Annotated in this window: 19 protein-coding genes and 1 pseudogene; 8 read left to right on the top strand and 12 right to left on the bottom strand. The window is 71.3% G+C overall.

From position 1 onward, the window contains the following. Window positions 1–51 precede the first annotated feature (51 nt). Together ACFY1J_RS24715 and ACFY1J_RS24710 are read right to left on the bottom strand one after the other, a co-directional pair. Window positions 52–612 carry a hypothetical protein gene (locus ACFY1J_RS24715; RefSeq protein WP_390731932.1) on the bottom strand — a complete coding sequence of 187 codons (561 nt, stop codon included), beginning with the start codon at window positions 610–612 and terminating at the stop codon, window positions 52–54. Window positions 613–643: 31 nt separating this feature from the next. Continuing rightward, window positions 644–2,497, bottom strand: coding sequence for an FG-GAP-like repeat-containing protein (locus tag ACFY1J_RS24710; protein WP_390731931.1), 1,854 nt, complete (start codon window positions 2,495–2,497; stop codon window positions 644–646). A gap of 473 nt (window positions 2,498–2,970) precedes the next feature. On the opposite strand from ACFY1J_RS24710, the gene ACFY1J_RS24705 reads away from it, so the two are divergent. From ACFY1J_RS24705 to ACFY1J_RS24695, 3 genes and pseudogenes are all read left to right on the top strand, one after another. Beyond that, on the top strand, window positions 2,971–4,149 hold the full coding sequence (locus ACFY1J_RS24705; protein WP_390709801.1) for an NAD(P)/FAD-dependent oxidoreductase: 1,179 nt from the start codon (window positions 2,971–2,973) through the stop codon (window positions 4,147–4,149). 161 nt (window positions 4,150–4,310) lie between these two features. Beyond that, window positions 4,311–5,196 (top strand): annotated as a pseudogene (gene sigJ, locus ACFY1J_RS24700) (RNA polymerase sigma factor SigJ). A gap of 9 nt (window positions 5,197–5,205) precedes the next feature. Further along, the gene (locus tag ACFY1J_RS24695; RefSeq protein ID WP_390731930.1) at window positions 5,206–5,748 is read left to right on the top strand and encodes a GNAT family N-acetyltransferase; all 543 of its coding nucleotides are present in this window, start codon (window positions 5,206–5,208) and stop codon (window positions 5,746–5,748) included. 55 nt (window positions 5,749–5,803) lie between these two features. Here the strand turns inward: ACFY1J_RS24695 and ACFY1J_RS24690 are convergent, their stop codons facing one another. From ACFY1J_RS24690 to ACFY1J_RS24670, 5 genes are all read right to left on the bottom strand, one after another. Continuing rightward, window positions 5,804–6,361: a dihydrofolate reductase family protein gene (locus ACFY1J_RS24690; RefSeq protein WP_390709799.1), complete on the bottom strand. Its 558-nt coding sequence runs from the start codon at window positions 6,359–6,361 to the stop codon at window positions 5,804–5,806. 56 nt (window positions 6,362–6,417) lie between these two features. Then, window positions 6,418–7,356, bottom strand: coding sequence for a sigma-70 family RNA polymerase sigma factor (locus ACFY1J_RS24685; RefSeq protein WP_390731929.1), 939 nt, complete (start codon window positions 7,354–7,356; stop codon window positions 6,418–6,420). A gap of 92 nt (window positions 7,357–7,448) precedes the next feature. Next, window positions 7,449–7,673, bottom strand: coding sequence for a hypothetical protein (locus tag ACFY1J_RS24680; RefSeq protein WP_390709797.1), 225 nt, complete (start codon window positions 7,671–7,673; stop codon window positions 7,449–7,451). A gap of 50 nt (window positions 7,674–7,723) precedes the next feature. Next, complete coding sequence (locus ACFY1J_RS24675) at window positions 7,724–8,269, bottom strand: low molecular weight phosphatase family protein (protein WP_390709796.1); 546 nt, start codon at window positions 8,267–8,269, stop codon at window positions 7,724–7,726. Between the two features lies 1 nt (window position 8,270). Then, entirely contained in the window at window positions 8,271–9,722 is a 1,452-nt protein-coding gene (locus ACFY1J_RS24670; RefSeq protein ID WP_390709795.1) for a polysaccharide biosynthesis tyrosine autokinase, read from the bottom strand. A gap of 300 nt (window positions 9,723–10,022) precedes the next feature. On the opposite strand from ACFY1J_RS24670, the gene ACFY1J_RS24665 reads away from it, so the two are divergent. The 4 genes from ACFY1J_RS24665 to ACFY1J_RS24650 all read left to right on the top strand — a co-directional run bounded on the left by ACFY1J_RS24665 (window position 10,023) and on the right by ACFY1J_RS24650 (window position 15,082). Further along, window positions 10,023–10,760 carry a hypothetical protein gene (locus ACFY1J_RS24665; RefSeq protein ID WP_390731928.1) on the top strand — a complete coding sequence of 246 codons (738 nt, stop codon included), beginning with the start codon at window positions 10,023–10,025 and terminating at the stop codon, window positions 10,758–10,760. A 76-nt stretch (window positions 10,761–10,836) separates the two neighbouring features. Beyond that, window positions 10,837–12,678 carry a DUF4012 domain-containing protein gene (locus tag ACFY1J_RS24660; protein ID WP_390731927.1) on the top strand — a complete coding sequence of 614 codons (1,842 nt, stop codon included), beginning with the start codon at window positions 10,837–10,839 and terminating at the stop codon, window positions 12,676–12,678. Then, window positions 12,671–13,447 (top strand): glutaminyl-peptide cyclotransferase, encoded by a 777-nt coding sequence (locus ACFY1J_RS24655; RefSeq protein ID WP_390731926.1) that lies wholly within the window; start codon window positions 12,671–12,673, stop codon window positions 13,445–13,447. Before ACFY1J_RS24660 ends, ACFY1J_RS24655 begins: the two co-directional genes overlap by 8 nt. Window positions 13,448–13,609: 162 nt before the next feature. Next, complete coding sequence (locus ACFY1J_RS24650; protein WP_390709791.1) at window positions 13,610–15,082, top strand: sugar transferase; 1,473 nt, start codon at window positions 13,610–13,612, stop codon at window positions 15,080–15,082. 36 nt (window positions 15,083–15,118) lie between these two features. Here ACFY1J_RS24650 and ACFY1J_RS24645 read toward each other — a convergent pair whose 3' ends face one another. The 4 genes from ACFY1J_RS24645 to ACFY1J_RS24630 all read right to left on the bottom strand — a co-directional run bounded on the left by ACFY1J_RS24645 (window position 15,119) and on the right by ACFY1J_RS24630 (window position 18,110). Further along, window positions 15,119–15,550, bottom strand: a complete 432-nt coding sequence (locus tag ACFY1J_RS24645; RefSeq protein ID WP_390731925.1) for a DUF6233 domain-containing protein — start codon at window positions 15,548–15,550, stop codon at window positions 15,119–15,121. A gap of 108 nt (window positions 15,551–15,658) precedes the next feature. Further along, window positions 15,659–16,513, bottom strand: a complete 855-nt coding sequence (locus tag ACFY1J_RS24640) for an alpha/beta fold hydrolase (protein WP_390709789.1) — start codon at window positions 16,511–16,513, stop codon at window positions 15,659–15,661. Between the two features lie 290 nt (window positions 16,514–16,803). Beyond that, window positions 16,804–17,766 carry a hypothetical protein gene (locus ACFY1J_RS24635; protein ID WP_390709788.1) on the bottom strand — a complete coding sequence of 321 codons (963 nt, stop codon included), beginning with the start codon at window positions 17,764–17,766 and terminating at the stop codon, window positions 16,804–16,806. Then, a complete protein-coding gene (locus ACFY1J_RS24630; protein WP_363298241.1) occupies window positions 17,763–18,110 on the bottom strand; it encodes a PadR family transcriptional regulator in 348 nt (115 codons plus the stop codon). The genes ACFY1J_RS24635 and ACFY1J_RS24630 overlap by 4 nt, the downstream gene beginning before the upstream one ends. Before the next feature lie 148 nt (window positions 18,111–18,258). On the opposite strand from ACFY1J_RS24630, the gene ACFY1J_RS24625 reads away from it, so the two are divergent. Further along, window positions 18,259–19,095 carry a slipin family protein gene (locus ACFY1J_RS24625; protein ID WP_390731924.1) on the top strand — a complete coding sequence of 279 codons (837 nt, stop codon included), beginning with the start codon at window positions 18,259–18,261 and terminating at the stop codon, window positions 19,093–19,095. Here the strand turns inward: ACFY1J_RS24625 and ACFY1J_RS24620 are convergent. Then, the gene (locus tag ACFY1J_RS24620; RefSeq protein ID WP_390731923.1) at window positions 19,031–20,230 is read right to left on the bottom strand and encodes an MFS transporter; all 1,200 of its coding nucleotides are present in this window, start codon (window positions 20,228–20,230) and stop codon (window positions 19,031–19,033) included. The genes ACFY1J_RS24625 and ACFY1J_RS24620 overlap by 65 nt on opposite strands. Window positions 20,231–20,331 lie beyond the last annotated feature (101 nt).

Here is a 20,331-nt window from a genome sequence, read left to right as displayed (position 1 = left end):
GGCGACCGAGCGCGCTCACTGCGGAGTCGTCCGGGCGCCGATGGTGAGCGGTCAGGTGTTCCTGGTCCTCCTGCGGCGCATGACGGTGTAGCCGGCGGCGGCGAGGACTATCGCGCCGCCGCCGACGACTGCGGCAACAGTGCCGGTACGGCTGGAGGAACCGGCCGCCTGCCCGCAGTACCGGTCGTTGTCGTCCTTGACCGTGATGGTCAGGTGGCCCCGGTTGCCGATCGCCGCGGAGTTCTCGTGCTGCCCGGCGATGTCGACCGGGTAGCTTCCCGGCCCGATGTCGCAGCTGATGGTGCCGTGGCCCTCCCCGAAGCTGTTCTTCCGCATCTCCACGGTCACGTCCTTCGTGAACGCCGGAGACTTCACGGTGAAGCGGCCGTTGCCGTCCGCGGCCAGGGAGGTCAGGTCGACGTCGGACGTGACCACGACGGGCGCACCCCGCTGAAGCGGGCCGTCCCCGGTGCTGTCGCTGTCGTTTTCGCGGATGCTGACGCTCAGGCCCGGACCGTCCGCCGCCGAGGCTGTGTGGGAGCCCGTGATGCCGATGACGGTCGCGGTGAGAGCGGTCGCGGTGAGAGCGGTCGCTGCAGTGCGCAGGTACATCGTGCGTACCTCGCCTTCCTGAGAGGGGGGTTCAGCCGGCCTTGGGCGGCACGAGCATGTGTTCACGGCCGAGGGTGGTGGAGGTGTCGGTGTAGAGGGTGGTCTCACCGTCCGACCAGCGCACCAGCAGGTCGTCGGGCTCGCCCTGCGTGTAGGCGCCCGCGGTCATGACGGAGGCGTGGGTCCACAGCTGGTTAGAGGACATCATCCGGACTTCCGTTCCCACACCGGAGGGGCCCGCGTCGCGGTAGAGCGAGAGCTCGCCGTCCGACCAGCGCACCATCACATCCCAGTTGGGGCCGCCGGTGAAGTTGCCGGCGGTGAGGATCGTGGCGTGCTTCCAGGTGTCGTCGGGGTCCTTGAGCTTGTGCTCGTGGAGGAGGCCCCGGCCGTCGACGTCGGTGTAGAGGGAGAGTTCCCCGTCGACCCAGCGGACCATGAGGTCGTCGGTCCACTTGTTGTCGCTGTAGCGTCCGGCCGTGATCTGGCTGGCGTTCCGCCAGGTGTCGTTGGGCTTCTGGAGCTGCGTCTCCTTGGCGAATCCGCCCCTGCCGTCGCCGGTGTAGAGGGTGACTTCGCCGTCCGTCCAGACCACGACGAGGTCGGAGGAGTCACTGCCGTTGAAGTCACCTCCGGCGATGACCTTGGCGTTCTTCCAGGTGTCGGACTTCGTGATCCTCTTCTCGCCGGAGAAGCCGCCCTTGCCGTCACCGGTGTAGAGGGTGACCTCGCCGTCCGTCCAGACCACGATCATGTCGGTCTTGCCGTCGCCGTTGTAGTCACCGGAGGCCAACTTCTTGGCCTTGGTCCACAGGCCGCCGCCGGTGGGGTACATGCTGTAGCCGCGCGGGTATTGCCGCGGTTCGGTGTTGTTCTTCGCGGCGGCGTAGATCTCCAGGGCGCGCTTGTCGTAGGTGACGGCGAAGGAGATGCGGTCGCTGTTGTTCTCCAGGCCGCCGCCGTAGTAGCCGCCGAGGTTGCCGATCACGGTTCCGCTGCCGGTCGTGGTGTTCAGGCCGGTGATCCAGGGGCTTCCGGAGGTGCCTCCGTAGAAGCCGCCGCACTCCATGCGCAGCTGCCGGTAGCCGCGAAGCTGCCGGGTTGTGACGCCGGGGCAGATGATCGGCCGGTTCTTCGGGTTGTGGCTTCCCGGGTAGCCGACCACGGTCACCGTCCGGCTGTAGTCGCCGTTCACCTGGCCGAGCTCGAGAGCGGCGCCGACCGCCTTCTGCAGGCTGCGGTTGTTGCTGTTGGTGCCTACCCGGGCGAAGGCGTAGTCCAGGTCGGAGTAGGCGTCACGGGTGGGCTGGTCGCCCACCTTGTACCAGCGGGAGTCGCGGATCCACTTCTGCACCGGGAACCGGCCGTAGGGGGCGGGGTTCGTCGCCGCGCCGTCGTAGCGGGGTACGAACATGCCCTTGCTGCCGCCCGAGCAGTGTGCGGCGGTCAGGATGACGTTGCCCTGCGGGCTGTCGATGACACTGGCCGAGCAGAACCGCCCCTCCAGTTGGTCGGTGGCGGGGTTCCTTGTGTAGTGGAAGAAGGTGCCGACGGTGGGAACGCCGCCGAAGTAGTGGCCGTCCTTGGCGGCTGCCGCGGCTGCCGCGCCCGACCCGCGTGCGGCGGGCTTCCAGCCGGCGGGCGCATCGGGGCGGGGAGAGTCCGGTACGGCCGCGGCCATCCGCTCGGGTGTCCAGAACTTCTCGGCCGCCTCGCTCGTCCATTGGCCGTCTTCGACCGCATCGTCAACGTCGGCGTCGGCGGAGGGCACGGGCGTGGAGGGCGCAATAGAGGGAGTAGGAGAGGGAGTGTCGGCGATGGCGGGCGTGGCGGTTGCCAGGACCAGCGCACCGGCTGACATCAGTAGTTTGTGTATGCGAGTCATGCGCATGCTTCCTCAACATGTATGGCGCTCTTGGCAGGCTGGTGGTCCCTTACGGGCGGCCCAGTCGGCTCGACGCACGCCAAGCCCGACACCGCCAAGCCCGACTGCGGGCACGGTGACACCCGGGTCCGCGGCCGCTACCGCGACAACTGCACCGCTCCAGCCGTTACTTCAGGGAAAGCTCGATTCCGGCGCCGACGGCAATCGCGCCCGCCCCAGCGGGCACGCACTGATACCTGGTCATGAGTCCCCCGTTCCGCGAGCCGTGGCCGGACGGGCGAGTTGGTCGGACTCCCCGTGCTCCGGCCCGGCATGCATGTCTTCGGCAGATCACTGCCGACCTTGATCCAAACCTACCTCAAGGGCACCGATGTGGTACGGGCCACATCGGCGGCCTGTCACGTCCAGCGGGGGTTCCTTGTCCCACGGGTGTCACCGGCACCGAGGCCGGTGACCGACCCAGGGAGACTGAGATGACCAACGGCCACCACATCGTCGTTCTCGGCGCCGGCTACACAGGTATGTTCAGCGCTGTCCGGCTTGCCCACCGCACCCGCCGGACCGGCGTGAAGATCACCCTGGTCAACCCGTCGAGCCGGTTCGTCGAGCGGCTGCGGATGCACCAGATCGCCGCCGGGCAACAGCTCGCCGACCACCGGATCCCCGACCTGCTCACCGGTACCGGCGTCACGTTCGTCCAGGGCACCGCCACCGCCATCGACCCCGAGACCCGGCGTGTCACCGTGGACGGCGCGATGTCCCTCGACTACGACACGCTCGTCTACGCGCTGGGCAGCTCGACCGACACCGGCAACGTCCCCGGCGCCGATGTCCATGCGTTCACCCTCAACAGCCCCGAGATCGCCGCCCGGTTCGCCGCTCGGCTCACCGAGGTCGCCGCGGCCGGCGGCACGGTCACCGTCTGCGGCGCCGGCTTCACCGGCATCGAGGCGGCCACCGAGATCGCCGAGAGCCACCCCGGCCTGGACGTCACGCTGATCAGCCCGGACGAACCCGGCGGCATGATGGGCACCAAGGCCCGCGCCCACCTCCACCGCGCACTGGACCGCCTCGGCATCACCCGGGAGACCGGCGCCCGCATCACCAAGGTGCTGCCCGCGGCCGTCGAGCTGGCCGACGGCCGGATCATCCGCTCCGACGCCTGCCTGTGGACCGCCGGTGTCAAGGTGCCGTCGCTCGCCGCCGACGCCCGGATCGCCACCGACGACCGCGGTCTGATCCTGGTCGACGCCACGCTGCGGTCGGTGTCCCACCCGGAGATCCACGCCATCGGCGACGCCGCCGCCGTACGCCTGGCCTGGGGACAGCTCCACGGCTCCTGCCAGAGCGGGCTGCCCACCGCCCAGTACACCGCCGACACCATCACGCGGCTAATACGCGGCAAGGCCGTCAAGCCGTTCCGCTTCGGCTACTACCACCAGCCGGTCAGCCTCGGCCGCCGGGACGCCGTCATCCAGTTCACCAGGACCGACTTCACCCCCCGCCGCCAGTGCCTCACCGGGCGCGGTGCCGTCGCGTACAAGGAGATGGTCAGTGGCAGCCCCCTCATGACGTACCGGTTCAGCAAGCGCATGAACGTCAGCACCATCGTCTCCAAGGGCGGCCGGGCCACCCGCAGGCCCGCGGCATGACCGGCATGACCGGCATGACCGGCAAGCCCGCTCCCGGCGCCGCGATCCCCGCCTTGCCGTCCGTTTCGCGGCGCTGCGAGCCTGAGCCGGTGATCGACACCGGCGCCGGGCACGACCCGTACCTCGAACACCGCAGGCTGCTGTTCGCCACCGCCTACCGCATGCTGGGCAGCGTCACCGACGCGGAGGACGTCCTGCAGGACGCCTGGCTGAAGTGGAGCGCCACGGACCGCGACGCGATCAGCCATCCCAAGGCGTACCTGGTGCGCACGGTCACCAACCTCTCCCTGAATCGCCTCACCTCCGCGCGGGCCACCCGCGAGACCTACGTCGTGGCTCCCCGAACCCCTGCTGACGTCCCCGGACATCGCCTCGGAGGCCGAATTGGCCGACTCCGTCTCCACTGCCATGCTGGTCGTGCTGGAAACCCTCAGCCCCGTGGAACGCGCCGTCTTCCTGCTCCGCGAGGTCTTCGGCTACTCACACGGCGAGATCGCCGAGACCCTCGAACGCCCCGAGCCGGCGGTCCGTCAGATCGCCCATCGCGCCCGCGCGCACGTCCGGGCCCGCCGCCCCCGCTACGACGCCGACCCCGACCGGCGCCGGCAGATCACCGCTCAGTTCCTGGACGCCTGCGCGGGCGGCGACCTGAACGCCATGATGGAACTGCTCGCCCCCGACGTGACCGCCTGGTCCGACGGCGGCGGCAAGGTCACCGCGGCCCGTCGCCCGCTCCACGGCATCGACCATGTCGCGCGCTGGCTCCTGGGCTTCCTGGCCAAGCCCGAACTGGCCGCCCTGACCATGGAGCCGGCCGTCATCAACGGCGAACTCGGCATCCTGGCCACCCTCGACGGCCACACCGTCGGCGCCCTCTCCTTCGACCTCGGTGACGGCCGTATCCACAACCTGCGCTTCCAGGTCAACCCCGACAAGCTCAGCGGCCTGACCCCTGACAACGGCCTGACCCCCGACAACGGCCTGGCGCCCCCTGAAGCGATCAAGCCTGCGCAAATTGGTTTGCCGCCGGCCAGTCCGGCCGGATAGGAAGCACGCATGCTACGAGGCGGCAAGGTCGGGCTCAGGGCCCGGCACGAGGACGACATCCCGGTCCTGCGGACCGAGCTCTACGACGACGTGGTCAACGCCTCGCGGGCCGAAAGCGGGCCGTGGCGGCCGATCACGCCCGGCTCGAAGGATCCGCGGCTCGTGGTGGACGACAAGGAGCAGGGGCACGTCCCGTTCTCCGTGGTGGAGCTGGACGGCGGCACCCTGGTCGGCACCGCGACACTGTGGGGCATCGACAACCACAACCGGTCCGCACACATCGGCCTTGGGCTGCTGCCGTCCGCCCGCGGCCAGGGCTACGGCACCGACGTGGTCGCAGTGCTGTGCCACTACGGCTTCGTCGTGCGCGGTCTGCAGCGACTGCAGATCGAGACACTCGCGGACAACACCGCGATGCTGCGCTCGGCCGAGCGCAACGGCTTCGTCCGCGAGGGCGTGCTGCGCTCCTCGGCCTGGGTGATGGGCGAGTTCCTGGACGAGGTGCTGCTCGGGCTCCTCGCCCAGGACTGGAAGCCGGACTCGAAGGCCTAGGTTGCCGAAGAGCGGCAGGTGCAGCGCCGTTGCCGGCAACTGCCTGCATGGACCGTCATCGTGCCGTCCTCCGGTACCGCGCAAGGACGGCGGCGCCGGAACGCTCGGCCGACACGCACTCCAGGTCGGTGTGCGGGCCGTGGTCGGGAAAGAGCCGTCGGCCGGTGCCGAGGATCGTGGGGAAGGTCAACAGCCGGTATTCGTCGATCAGTGCCTCGGCCATCAGCGCTTGTACGACGCTCAGGCTGCCGGTGATGATCACGTCCCGCTTCTCGTTCCTGACGGCGTCGACGAGACTGCCGTCGACGAGGCGCGAGTTCGTCCACGTCGAGGTGTCGGTCAGCGTGCGGGAGACGACCAGCTTCGGTACGGCGTTCATCCGCGCGGCGAAGGGGTCGTCCCGTCCGGGCCAGATGCGTGAGAACAACTGCCAGGTCGTACGCCCCAGCAGCAGCACCCCTTCGTCGAGGGTGCCGCCGAGCCGGAACTTGTCCCCGGCGACCGCCTCGGGACCGTGCTGGAACGCCCAGCCGCCGGTCGGCGTGCCGGCGGAGCCGTCCGGGTCGGACACGAATCCGTCCAGGGTGATGAACTCAATGACGATGACGCTCACGATGGGTGTCCCTTCGCTCGATGCTCAGCCGTACATACCGGCGGCATCGGCCCCACTCATCGCGCGCGGCGAAATCCGTCGGAAGAAATCCGCCGGGGCAGGTCGAACGCCCTGAACACGTGCGGATCGGCGAACACGACGTTGTGCGCGACCCGCCCGCCGGTGACGGTGAGGACCTGCAGCGTGTGCAGCCGATGCCCGCCGCCGGGCTCCGGCGCGTACGCGGCGAGCGCGGGCTGCCCGTTGGCGGTCAGGGGCGTCATGGTCCAGCCCGTCCCCCGCATCCGGAACACACGCTCCATGAACAGGCCGTAGTCGCGGCTGCCCCGGTACCACAGCGGCACCGGCGGCATCTCCAGGACCGCCTCGTCCGTGAGCAGTTGCACCAGCGCGGGGACGTCGGCCGCCTCGAAGGCTCGTACATAGCGCTGGATCACCGCGCGTACCTCGGGATCGTCCGGCTCCGTGATCTCGTCCACGCCGCCCACGCCGGCGAGGGCGGCACGGGCCCGCTGCAACGCGCTGTTGACGGCCGCGGCCGTGGTCCCCAGCTGCTCGGCGACCTCTGCGGCGGTGAACTCCAGGACCTCGCGCAGCACCAGCACGGCTCGCTGCCGCGCAGGCAGGACCTGCGTCGCCGCCACCAGCGCGACCCGCAGGTCGGTCCGCGCCTCCGCATCGAAGCGCGCGTCGGGGAACGGCTGCAGCCAGGGGATGTCGAGGGCCGAGGTGAGCGGCGCCCCGGGGTCCTCGCTGGGCGCACCCAGCCCGGAGGGCAACGGCCGCCGGGCCCGCCCCTCCAGCGCCGTCAGGCAGGCGTTGGTCGCGATCCGGTACAGCCAGGTCCGCACGGACGCGCGGGTGCGGTCGTACCGGTCACGGGCCTTCCAGGCCCGCAGCATCGTCTCCTGGACCAGGTCCTCGGCCTCGTCGAACGAGCCCAGCATCCGGTAGCAGTACGCCACCAACTCACCCCGGTACGGCTCGAAGTCCACGGGCCCATCATGGCGCACCCGGGCAGCTCACCTTCGGCGACGGCGGTGACGGCGACAGCCGCTGACGGGGCCCCGTAAGTGCCCGGCCGCGGTCAGTGCGTCAGGAAGTACGGGCCGGCCACCAGGAAGATCGCTCCCGCGATCCCGAAGTTGATCCGCATGGTGGTCAGGCTCCGCCAGGGCGTTCCGTACCGGGCGCGCCGCGTGAACACCACGTCCGCCCAGTCCCAGACCCACACGTCGACACCGCGGTAGCCGCAGGCCACCGCCGTGAACGCGCCGCCCGCGAGCAGTGCGAGCACCCCACGAAAGATCAACGCCGCTTCCCTCCCCAACCCCACGACCAGCGTCGCGTCGCGGCATTGTGTCAGGCGCTCGCCCCGCCGCCCAGCAGCCGCGCGAGCGTGCTCACCGCACCGTCGATCTCGCGGGCGCACTCGTACAGCACAGGGTGCGGCCTTCCCCACGGGTCCGCGATGTCGTCCTCGGCCGGCGGGACCGGGGCGGCGCGGCCCCGGCGGCCCGCCGCGGCCGCGACCACGGCGTCGACGACGTCCACGGCGTCGACAGCAACCGCAAGCCGCACGAACTCCTTCAGGGTGAAGCAGCGCCGCATCGCCGCCGGCGCGAGCCGCACGGCCGCCTCCCGGTGTTCGCCCGCGAGTCCGAGGACCAGCCCCGCTTCCGCGACGAGCCGTGCGGTGAGCGGGCGGGCCTCGAAGCCGGAGCCGTCGCCGCCCAGCTTCTCCAGCACCGCCCTGGTGGAGCTCTCCATGCCGGGCCGGGGCCATGCCTCCGTGCCGGCGCTGCTCGGCCGTACGGCCGAGCCGGGCGGAAGCTTCGCGGCCAGCAGCCGCTCGGCGAGCACCGAGCGGTGGACGTTGCCCGTGCAGACGAACAGGACCCGGGTCATGTCATCCTTCGCCGGCGAGTTGCGTCGCCGCGGGCGCCGCGGCCTCCTCCTGAGGAGCCGACACACGGGGTGCGGGCAGTTCGCCGTAGGGCCCGTAGGCGCCGTAGCGGTCGCCCCTGGGGACGGGAGCCATGTTGAAGACGGTGCCGAGGACGCGGACGCCCAGGCGGTCCAGCGATTCCGCGGCGGAACGGACCTGGTCCCGGCTGGTCTTCGCGGCGCGTACGACGAGCAGCGCGCCCTCGGCGAGCGAGGCGAGTCCGGCGGTGTCGGCGACCGGGAGCAGCGGCGCGGTGTCGACGATCACGGCGTCGTAGGTGTCGGCCAGCTCGCGCAGCACCTCCTGCATGCGTGCCGAGGCGAGCAGTTCCGTGGGGTTCGGCGGTACGGCACCGCTGGCGAGCACCGAGAGCCGGCCGCCGACCTGCTGCATCACGTCCTCGGCGCGGGCCTGCCCGATCAGCACCGTGGTCAGACCGGCGTCCCGGACGAGGCCGAAGGTTCTGGCCACGCACGGGCGGCGCAGGTCGGCATCGACCAGGCAGGTGGAGACGCCCGCCTCGGCGAGCGAGAGGGCGAGGTTCACCGCGGTGTTGGTCTTGCCCTCGCCGGGCAGCGAACTGGTCACCACGATGATCCGAGGCGGGTCGTCGACCTGGGAGAACTGCAGGTTGGTACGCAGTTTGCGGAAGGCCTCGGCGCGGTTGGAGCGTCCGTCGGTGCTGACGAGCGGTTGCCTGGGGGCGTTCCTGTCGTACGGGATGGTGCCGAGACCCGGCAGCGCGGTGAACTCGCCCAGCGCCTCGCTGGTCTTGAGTGTGGTGTCGAGGGTCTCGCGCAGGGCGACGAGTCCGGCACCGACCAGCAGTCCGCCGAGCACGCCCACGGCCAGGTTCAGCAGCGGGCGGGGCGAGACCGGATGGATGGGGGTGACGGCCTCCTGGGTGACGCCCAGGGAGACGGGTGAGACGGGCGAGGCGTGCGCAGCCCCCTTCGCCGGCTGGACGACGCGCTTGGGCGTCTCCAACTGCTCGACGACCACGCTGAACCGCTCCGCGACGGCGTTGGCGATGCGGGCCGCCCGCCTGGGCACGGTGTCCCGGACGGTGATGTCGATGAGCACGGTGTTGAGCGGGGCGACGGCGGTGATCCGGGACGCCAGTTCCTCCGGTGTGATGCGCAGCTTCAGCTTCTTCACCACGGGAACGGTGACCTGGCGGGTCGTCACGATCGAGGCGTACGACTGCACGCGCGCCTGCGAGAAGTTCTGCCCCTGGTTCAGCTGGGCGGTGTCCTCACTGCTGGGGGTGGCCACGAAGAGCTGGGTCCGCGCCTCGTAGACGGGGGTACTCAGGCCGGTCACGGCGAGTGCGGCGCCGATCGCGAGGACCAGACAGACCAGGAAGGTCGGCCAGCGTCTGGCAATAGCTCTAAGGAATCCGTGGAGATCCAAGCTGCACCCCTCATAACCCCTCGCAGACCGAGGGATCTATCCGAAATGAAATGCCTTGTTCCCTATGGGCACACCGAAACATAGGGACTCAAGCACTCAAACGAGGGGAGCCGACGCGGCGACGTAGGCCAACGGTGGGCAAGCACTCCACCATCCGATGGCTTCTGAGTGCCGCCACACCAATAGCTGTCGGTATGTCCCACTTATTCCATGTATCAAGATCCTTGGTACCCGAAATCTTGATCACGACCACGCTGCAGCCTGGCCCGGACTGAAGTCGAGACGAGGAGAGTGAAAAAGATGACGACATCGCCCAAATGGCGGGTTGCCCTGGCATCGGCGGCATCGGCTGCCATGCTCATCGCGGCACCCCTGGTTGGCGCGCAGGCCGCCTACGCGCAGCCATACCCGGGGTCACCTCCGCCACTGAACGTCAGCACCACGACGGTGACTGCCGGCGAACTGCTGAGCTTCGACACGCCCGCGGGAGTCTTCGCCCCCTTCCAGACCATCACGGTGCTGCTGGAATCGACACCGATCGTCCTCGGCCATTTCCAGGCCAGGGCCGATGGATCGTTGGCCGGGACGGTGACCATCCCGACGAACGCCCCCAACGGCTGGCACGTCTTCCGGCTCACCGGGGACAACCCCGACCAGAGCGTCGGCGTCACCATCTACATCGTGGGCGGGGTCGGTGGCACCCCGACGCCGACGCCCACTCCGACGCCCACTCCGACGCATACGAAGCCCCCGAGGCCGACCAAGCCTCCGAAGCCGACCAAGCCCCCGAAGCCGACCCACAGCCCCACCCAGCACCCCGGTGGGCACGACGGACATGACGACGGGAACAACGGATCCCACGACCGCGAGCTGGTCACCGACCCGGTGAGCTACGAGCAGCAGACTCAGCAGCACAACGGCGAAAGTCTCGCTGAGACGGGCAACGCAAAGGCCCTGACCCTGGGCGGCGCCGCCGCGGCGCTGCTCCTGGCGGGCGGTGGCACGACGCTGGCCGTACGCCGTCGCCGCAACTCATGACGGGCAGTTCATGACGGAGCGAGACATCCGTACTGAAGTGGAACGGCGTCCCGGCCCCGGCCGGGACGCCATCCGCATGCCTGGGGCAGAAGACTCCGCCAAGGACTCCTCCGAAGACTCCTCCGAAGACTTCTCCGGCGAACCCTCACCGGGTCGCCGCCGCCTGCTCAGGACCGCACTCCTGGCCGCCGCGCTGCTTCCGCTGGCCGGCGCCGTCTGGATCGGTGCCACCGGGCTGTTCGCCCGCCGGGAGCTGCTCGCGGCCCAGCAGGACCTCGACGCGCTGCGGCACTCGATGGCGGCCGGCTCCGCCTTTGGCACGGTGCCCGCACGGGCGGCGGAACAGGCCGTGCGCTCGGCCGCCGACCACGCGGCTCGGGCGCATCGTCTCACCACCGGGCCCGCCTGGTACTCCGTTGCCGAACTGCCCTTTCTCGGGGAGCCCGTGCGCACCGTGCGCGGCACCGCCTACGCCGTGGACCGGCTGGCCGGCGATGTGCTGACCTCGCTGACCGACGTCCTGCCGCCGGCCACGCAGGACGGCGGCGGTATGTCCGAGGCCCTCGCGGGGCTGCAACAGCACGGGCGGGACATCGCCCGGGCCGCGGATGTCGTGGCCGAGGTGCGGACCGATGTGCACGGTCTGCCCCGGTCCACCTGGCTGCCGGCGGCCGACCGGGCCCGGGCCGGGCTGCAGCAGCAACTGGACCGCCTCGCCCCGGTGATGACCGACGCCTCCGTGGCCGCTCGCGTCCTGCCGCCCATGCTCGGCACGCAAGGACAGCGGCGTTACTTCCTCGCGTTCCAGAACCTCGCCGAGTCGCGCGGCACCGGGGGCCTTCCGGGCGCCTTCGCCGTGCTGCGGGCCGACCGGGGCCGGCTGTCGTTCGAGCGGTTCGGCAACAACACGGAGATGGAAACGGTAAAGCCGGACATCGACCTCGGTGCGGAATTCAACACCCGGTACGCGGGCAGCGACCCCGCCCATACCTGGCCCAACTCCAACATGAGCCCGCACTTCCCCTACGCTGCCCGCATCTGGGCGGCGGCCTGGCGCAAGCACACCGGCGAGCGCGTGGACGGGGCGATCGCCGTCGATCCGGTCACGCTGAGCCGCCTCCTGCAGGTCACCGGCCCGGCCCGGATGGCCGACGGCACCGAGCTCACCCCGGGCAACGTCGTGGACCTCACCGAGCGGACCAGCTACGCGAAGTACGACGACGTGGCCCGGCGCAAGGCGTTCTTCGTCGACGCCGCCCGTGCCGCCGCCGCGCGGCTGATGGGGGCGCTCGACGACACGCACCGGCTGCCCGCACTGCTCGTCGCCGTGAACGACGCCCAGCGGGCCGGACGGCTGAAGGTCTGGAGCGCCCACCCGGCGGAGCAGCGCCTCCTGGAGTCCCGCCCCTACGCGGGCGCGCTCCCGGACACCCCCGGCCCCTTCGCGGGAATGGTGGTGAACAACGCGGCCGGCGGCAAGCTGGACTACTACCTCGACCGCAGTCTGACCTGGGAGGCGGGAGCCTGCTCCGGCGACGGGCGCGCGGTCACCGTACGCATGACCCTGACCAACCGGGCCCCGGCCTTTGGCCTGCCCGACTACGTCACCCTCAGGGCGGACCAGCCTCCCTACCGCACCCGCCCGGGGGACAACCGCCTGAGGGTGTCGTACTACGCCGGGGTCGGAGCCACCCTCACCGACGCCACCCTGGACGGCCGCAGCGCGCTGCTCGCGCCGGCCCTCGAACGCGGCCACTCCGTGTTCACGAAGGACCTGGAGCTGCCCGCCGGCTCCAGCCGCACCCTGGTGCTGCATCTGCGGGAGCCGCACGCGGACGGCACGCCGACGCTGCTGCGGCAGTCTCTGGTGATGCCGCAGCGGACCACGATCGAGCCGGGCGGTGCCTGCCGTGTCTGAGCGTGTGCGCCGCACGACGGGGGCCGTAGTCGCGGCCGCACTGCTGCTCGCGGCACGCCCGCCGGCGCACCGGGTCGAGCAGCTGCGGGTCGAGGTGCTCAAGACCTTTCCGCACGACCCGCAGGCGTTCACCCAGGGACTTGAGATGGCCGGCGGCACGCTCTACGAAGGCACCGGCCTGTCCGGCCAGTCCTCGGTGCGGGCGGGGCTCTTGGGCGAGGAGCCCACGGTGCGCGTGGCGCTCCCCGCGCCCTTGTTCGGTGAGGGCATCACCGTGCTCGGCCGGACCCTGTGGCAGCTGACCTGGCGGGACCGGACCGCAATCGAGCGCGACGCGAAGACACTTGCGGAGCTGCGTCGCGTCCCGTACCCGGACGACGGCTGGGGCGTGTGCCTCCAGCGGGACCGGCACCGGATCGTGACCAGTGACGGCTCGGCCCGGCTGACGTTCCGTGACCCCGGCACGCTCGCGAAGACGGGCGAGGTCACCGTGACCGAGGACGGCCGGCCGGTGACGGAGCTGAACGAGTTGGAGTGCGTCGGCGGCGCGGTGTACGCCAACGTGCTCCTCACCGACCGCATCGTGCGCATCGATCCCGCCACGGGAGCGGTGACGGCGCGCATCGACGCCTCCGGACTGCTGCGCGCCGACGAACTCGTCCCGGGGTCCACGCTCAACGGCATCGCGGCGGTCCCCGGCACGGATCAGTTCCTGGTCACCGGGAAGTTCTGGCCCAAAATGTTCAAGGTGGCGTTGGTCCCGGCCTGACGTACGGGCACCTGGCATATGCAATCGGCATGGAACTCTGCTCATCGGGTGAGAGTTGCCCGCACCCCAGCGTCGCGCCCCCATGTGCATGGCACATCCATACACACTCGAACAGTCCTTTTTGATGTACTTGGAGGCGGAATGTGGCTGTTCGAGGACACAATGCCCCACGTGCCTGGGGCAAGACCTGCGCAGACACAGGTCATCCGGGAGCCGCCGCCACCCCGGCGCCGCACCGGCAAGGCCGCCTGGTACGCACCCACCGCCGTCGTCGGCGACGCGACCGGCGCGGCCCTGCCGGTATACCTGGCCTTCGCACTGGTCGACCGCGCCAGTGCCCTGGCCTACGCGACGGTGGCGGCCGCGGCCTGGCTGCTCGTACGCGTCGTACGGAACCGCTACGCCGAACGCAGTCTCGGCGAGGGCAACAGCGCCGGGCTCGCGCTGCAGGACTGGCTGGTACTCGTCGGCCTGCTCGCGGTGGTGCGGGCGGCGACGGGCGAGGAGTCCCCGTTCCTCGTCGCGCTCGCCGCACTGGTGCCCTGCGTGCCGACGAGCGCCGTCGTGCACCGGCTGATCCACCGTCATCTTCTCGCCCGGCGCCGCGACGGCCTCGCCGTCCGCCGGGCCCTGGTGATCGGGGAGGCGCACGCCGTCGACGGTCTGGTGAGCCACCTCGCGCGACGGACCGACCACGAGCTCGTCGTCGTCGGGGTGTGCCCGGTCGGCGACGAGGACCCGCACGCGCTGGCCCCGGTCGCCACCCGCCTGGACAGACAGGCGCCGCAGCGCCCGTCGGCCGACACCGCCCCGGTACTGGAGGCGGCCCGGCGGCTCGATGTGGACGTGGTGGTCGTCGTACCGGGCTCGCATCTGTCCGGCACTCGCCTGCGGCGGCTGTCGTGGGCCCTGCACGGCGAGGAGCGCCCGCTCGTGGTCGTACCCGGCCTGAGCGAGGTCGCCGGGCGCCGGGTGGGCATCCACTCGGTGGCCGGGCTCACGATGCTGAACGTGGCCCCGCCGCTGCGGCGCGGGCTCGCGATGCTCGTCAAGTCGGTGACGGACCGGCTCGGCGCGGCACTGCTGATCGTGCTGCTCGCCCCGGTGTTCGCGGCGGTGGCCCTGGCCGTACGGCTGGACTCCCCGGGCCCGGTCGTGCACCGGCAGACGCGCATCGGCCGCAACGGGAGGCCGTTCACCATGGCCAAGTTCCGCACCATGGTCGCCGACGCGGAGCGGCTGCGGCACCAGCTGGCCGGGGGCAACGAGCAGGACGGCCGGATGTTCAAGATCCGCCGCGATCCGCGGATCACCCGCACCGGCCGGGTGCTGCGCCGCTGCTCCCTGGACGAACTGCCCCAGCTGTTCAACGTGGTGCAGGGCCGCATGTCCCTGGTCGGTCCGCGGCCGCCGCTGCCCGACGAGGTCGCCGGGTACGACGAGGTGGAACTGCGCAGGCTGTCCGTCAAGCCGGGGCTCACCGGCCTGTGGCAGGTCAGCGGCCGCTCCGACCTGTCCTGGGACGAGACGGTCGCCCTGGACCTGCGGTACGTGGACAACTGGTCCCCGGCCGGAGACCTCGCGGTTCTCGCTCGTACCGTGCGTGTCGTCGTGGCCGGCACCGGGGCCTACTGAGCGCAGGTGGGACGGTCGGGACGGGCGGCGGTGCCTCTAGTCCAGGACGCCCAGCTCGGTGTCCGGGCGGCAGAACCCGCACGGTTCGATGTTCGGGTCCGTGAGCGCGACGCGGGCCTCGTGGTCTCCGATCGGGTGGGGGGTGCCCTCGATCATCGTGCAGTCGTCCGTGTGGATCACGGCGGGCTCGGGTCCGCCCGGCGTCCGCTTCTGCTGGACGACGAACCCCGTCGACCGCCGCCGGCCCCGGCTCGGCGCGAAGGAGGGCGGTACGGCGGGACGCCGTGCGGGCGCGTTCGGCCGTGGGCTTCCCGGCGCCGACCGGCCCTCGGCGCGGTCCAGTGCCTCCCGTACCGCGTCCCGCTGCAGACGCAGATAGATGCCGACGGTGTCGCTCTGCGCGATCTGTTCCTGGAGGTACACGAGGATCGCCCGGAGCCGCGGTGCGTCAGGTGGCAGCGCGGACATGCCCAGCACCGGTGGCGGTCCACGCCTGCTGCGCCTGGACGAGGTCGTCGAGGAACGGTCGCATGGGCCAAATTCAAGCACGTGTTCGATTTCGGGCGCCATCCTGAGCTACGCGGAAACGATCGCGTCGGCCACTTGCCCGGGCTCGTCGACCTGGACGTAATGACCGGCGTCGACCAGCAGACACAGCTCGCTGTTCGGGAACAGGTCGGTGAACTGCCGCGCCACCCGCGCGTTGAGGTAGCGGTCCCGGGCCCCGAAGACGACCCGTACGGGCGGCTGGAACGCGCGCAGCTCGGGGAGGCGGCGTGTGCGGCTCAGTACGGCCGCGAGGAGCTCGTCGTTGAGCCGCCAGAAGGCCGGGCGCGCGGCGGGAAACTGCTCGTAGAGCCGCGCCACGTATTGTTCGCGCACGCCTGGGTCACGGATGAACCGGCCGACCTGCCAGGCGAAGAGGCGCCGGTCCAGCTCCGGTCGGCGCCGGACGGCGGCGCGCGCGGCCATGCGTAGCAGCGGCGTGGAGTAGAGGGCGATGGCGGGCGGGCGGCGCAGCGCGGGGGTCCAGTGGTAGTAGGTGTTCAGCAGGACGAGCCGCTCGACCCGGTCCGGGTGGGCGAGCGCCCAGTCGATCGCGGGCGGGCCCGAGGCGTCGTGCGCCACCAGCACCAGCCGGCGGGCGCCCAGGTTCTCGGCCACCGCTCCGGCGACGGCGGAGAGGTCGCCCACCTGACCGGCCACCGAGTAGGGGTACTCGCGCGGCTTCTCCGACTCCCCCCAGCCCAGGAAGTCGAACCGCACCACGGGCGCCCGGCCCTGGAGGTACGGCAGCAGCCGGTCGTAGAGGCGGGTGCTGTCGGGGAAGCCGTGCATGAGGACCACAGGCGTGCCGTTTCCCGGCAGGACTTCGGCGTGCAGGCGGTAGGGACCGCGCGATACGGCCAGCGGCTCGACGGCCGGGTCCATGACACCCTCCCTCGTCCTCCCCCGTCACACCCTCATTCCTCCGCACGCCCTCATTCAAGCCCTCCCGCCACAGTCCCGCGACCGGTCCCCACCAGCGTCCCGGCAGTCCTGGCGCCGGCCAACCCGCCGTGGCAGCGGGACGTCTGACTGGACCCGTCCGTCTTCGAGAGCCTGGATCACATCTTCCACACGCTCTTCGACGACTTCTGCGATGCCGACAACCTCGAAGGCCTGGCCTTAGGCCGTGGCAGTCGCCGGACGTCTCGCGCGGGTCATGGTCGCGAACGACCTCAGCGAACTCGTGCGCCTTCACCAGCGGGGCCGTTGAGCCCGCGTCGGCGGTTGCGGATGGTGCGGGTCGCGTAGGCGGTCAGGGTCAGTGCGCCGGTCAGGAAGGTCAGGCGGGCCAGCAAGCCCCCGCCGGCGTACGGCACTTGCTGCAGCCGGCCGACCGGGACGAACGCGAGTACCGAAGCGGTCATCAGGAGGGCCGCCAGGAGGGGGCCGAAGCGGGCGCGGGCCATCGCCAGGGCGGCGGGCACCGCGAGGACCAGCGGGGTGAAGAAGAACAGCAGACGCAGCGGATCGGGGCGCGCGTCGGTCGTGGCGGACGGCCCGGAGTCGGCCTGGAAGACCGTGAGCGACCCCACCAGCAGCGGCACTCCCAGGGCCAGGGCGATCAGCGCCATGGTCCGGCGGGCGGAACTCGTGGTGGGCGGCAGGTCGGGCGGGGCGAGCAGGACGAGGACGGCGACCAGGGCCAGCCCCGCGAGCGTCGACCGGTTCTCGGCGAGGCCTTCCGTGCCGTCCGTCCAGCGGACCAGGGGGACGGACACGACGGCGCCCAGCAGCGCGGCCCCGGCGGCGATCCGGGCGGCCGGCCAGCGGCCCGCGAGCGCACAGCCGAGGACGGCGAGCCAGGGGGCGTAGGCGAGCGGGGTGTAGGCGCGCTCACCGTCCCAGGGCAGCGGAGGCACCCGCCACAGGACGAGCAGGGTGAGGGAGAGAGTGGCGGCTGTCGGAATCGCCAGGGGCAGCAGCCTCGCCAGGAGGCGGCCGCCGGGGCGGGCGGAGTCCAGGCCGGTGCGCAGGCGCAGGGCGTGACCGAGGACCGCGGCCTGTTCGAGGGCACCGGCGCGCCGGCCTTCCTCGGCCGTGACGCGGAGGATGAGGTCGCTGATCTCGGCGGCGTACTCGCGGCGGTAGGCGGCGGGGTACGCACGGGTGGTCCAGTGCGGCGGGGGCGTGCTCATGCGGTGGCTCCGTCCGGCCGGGCGGGGTTGGCGCCCAGGCGCCTCACCGCTTCGTCGGCGGTGGCGCGCAGGCGCTCGGCCTCGGCGGCCAGCAGGACGGAACCGGCGTCGGTGAGGGCGTAGGTGCGGCGCATCCGGCTGTCGACGATCTCCTCGCTCTCGACGCGGACGAGCCCCTGCTTGAGCAGGCGGTCCAGTGCGCCGTACAGGGTGCCGGCCCGCATGCGGACCCGGCCCCGGGAGATCTTCTCTACCTCCTGCATCAACGCGTAGCCGTGGCGGGGGGCGTCCGCCAACGCGGTCAGGAGAAGGAGCGTCGGCTCCCGCAGCGGTTGCTCGGTCATACGCCGAGCATATACCGGCTACCGATATATGCCGCCACCTGCCCGCGTCAGGATTCTTTACGCACTCCTGACGCGCCCCACCGCATCCGCCGGGCCCCGGCCGATGTCATCTCCGGTGTCCCAATGTCCCGTCGGAGAATGGAGTGCCATGGAGGGCACCGTCGTCGCAGTCGTGCTCGTGGTCGTGCTGGCCCTGCTCGTGCTGCGCAGTGGGATGCGGGTGGTCAACCAGGTCGAGCGCGGAGTGGTGTTCCGCTGGGGCAAGGCGCTGCCGTCGTACCGTCATCCGGGCATCACCTTCCTGATCCCGTTCGCCGACCGGATGCGGAAGGTGAACGTGCAGGTGGTCACCATGCCGGTGCCCACCCAGGAGGGCATCACCAAGGACAACGTGTCCGTCAAGGTCGACGCCGTCGTCTACTTCCGGGTGACCGACCCCCTACGGGCCGCCATCGAGGTGCAGGACTACGTCTTCGCCGTCGGCCAGGTCGCCCAGTCCTCGCTCCGGTCCATCATCGGCAAGAGCGACCTCGACGACCTGCTCACCGACCGCGAGCGGCTGCACGAGGGCCTGGCGCTGATGATCGACAGCCCGGCCGCCGAGTGGGGCATCCACATCGACCGCGTCGAGATCAAGGACGTACAGCTGCCGGAGTCCCTGAAGCGCTCCATGTCCCGGCAGGCCGAGGCGGAGCGCGAGCGGCGCGCCCGGGTCATCACCGCGGATGGTGAGTTCCAGGCCGCGCAGCAGCTCGCCAACGCCTCGCGGATCATGTCGGACACCCCGGAGGCCATGCAGCTGCGTCTGCTCCAGACGGTCGTGGAGGTCGCCGCCGAGAAGAACTCCACCCTCGTGATGCCGTTCCCGGTGGAGCTGCTGCGCTACTTCGACCGGGCCGCACAGAAGCTCGACGCGGGCCTCAACGCCCCGACGGTGCCGGCTCCGGCCCCCGCTCCGGAACCCGAGGCCACCGAGCAGCCGTAGCCAGCGCGAGCGTCACCGCGAGTGACGCCGTTGCCATCACCGTCATCGCTGTCGCGGGCGAGGTGAACTGGGCCACCGAACCCGCCAGCGCGGCACTCACGCCCTGCAGGGTCAGCATGCCCGCCGAGTGCAGCCCCAGGGCGTGGCCGCCGAGCTCGTCCGGGGTCAGCGCCATCAGCCGCTCCTGCTGGACCAGGCTCGCCCCGAAACCGACGGAGGCAACCGCGGCGCAGACCGCGGCGACGGGGACCGCCGGGTGCAGGGCGAAGAGGGTGTACGGCGCGGCCAGCAGCAGGAGCAGCGGGGTCGCCAGGCGGGTGCGCGCGGTCGGCGGGACCAGTCGGCCGACGGTCATGTCCCCGGCCAGCATGCCCAGCGCCGCACAGGCGAACAGCGTGCCCGCGGCGCCGGGGTCGTACGACACGAAGAGGGACTCGCAGCCGACGACCAGGCCGTTGGGGATCCACAGGCCCAGGTAGGTCAGGCGGCGGGGGCGGGCGGACCACAGGACGGCGTTGGTGCGCCACGTCGCCGACGCCGAGGGGCGGCCGGTGGCCCTCGGCGGGCGGGCGGTGAGGCCCAGCCGCAGGCCCACGGCGGCCGCCAGATACAGCGCCGCCGACAGCAGCAGCGAGGCGCGCGGGGAGAGGGCGGCGACCAGGAGGCCGCCGGTCGCGTAGCCGGTGATCTGCATGATCCCGCTCGTCATGTTGAACACCGAGCGCCCCAGCAGATAGCCGTCCTTGGGGAGGATCTCGGTCAGCAGGCCCCACCGGACCCCGCCGCCGAGCGAGGCGACCAGGCCCAGCACCAGGACGACGGCGAACACCGCTCCGACCGGCAGGCCGGGCAGGGCCAGGGCCGCCGTACCGGCCGCGAAGGCCAGGGAGATCCCGGTCAGGGCGGCCCGCGGGGGCAGCCGGTCGGCGCCCGAGAGCAGGAAGGCCGCGCCCAGCACCTGGGCCAGCGACGGGCCGAACATGCTCACCGCGGACAGCAGGGGCGACCCGGTCGCCCGGTACACGAGCGTGCCGAGGGCCAGACCGCCGACCGTCTGGGCCGCCGTATGTGCGGCGGAGGCAACGAAGAGCGGGGTGAACTCCGGGGTACGGAACAGGACTTGATAGCTGCGCATGCCGCGGAGTCTGCGGCGGCCGCGCGGGCGGCCGTTATTGTTTCGCCCTGGTGCGAAACGTCGTACGGAACATCGTGGGGAACGTCGTGGGGAGGGCCGCG

The sequence above is a fragment of the Streptomyces sp. NPDC001406 genome (genome assembly GCF_042895285.1).
Lineage (GTDB): Bacteria > Actinomycetota > Actinomycetes > Streptomycetales > Streptomycetaceae > Streptomyces.
Note: the sequence above shows the minus strand (reverse complement) of the source record. Positions and strands in the feature narration are given on the sequence as shown.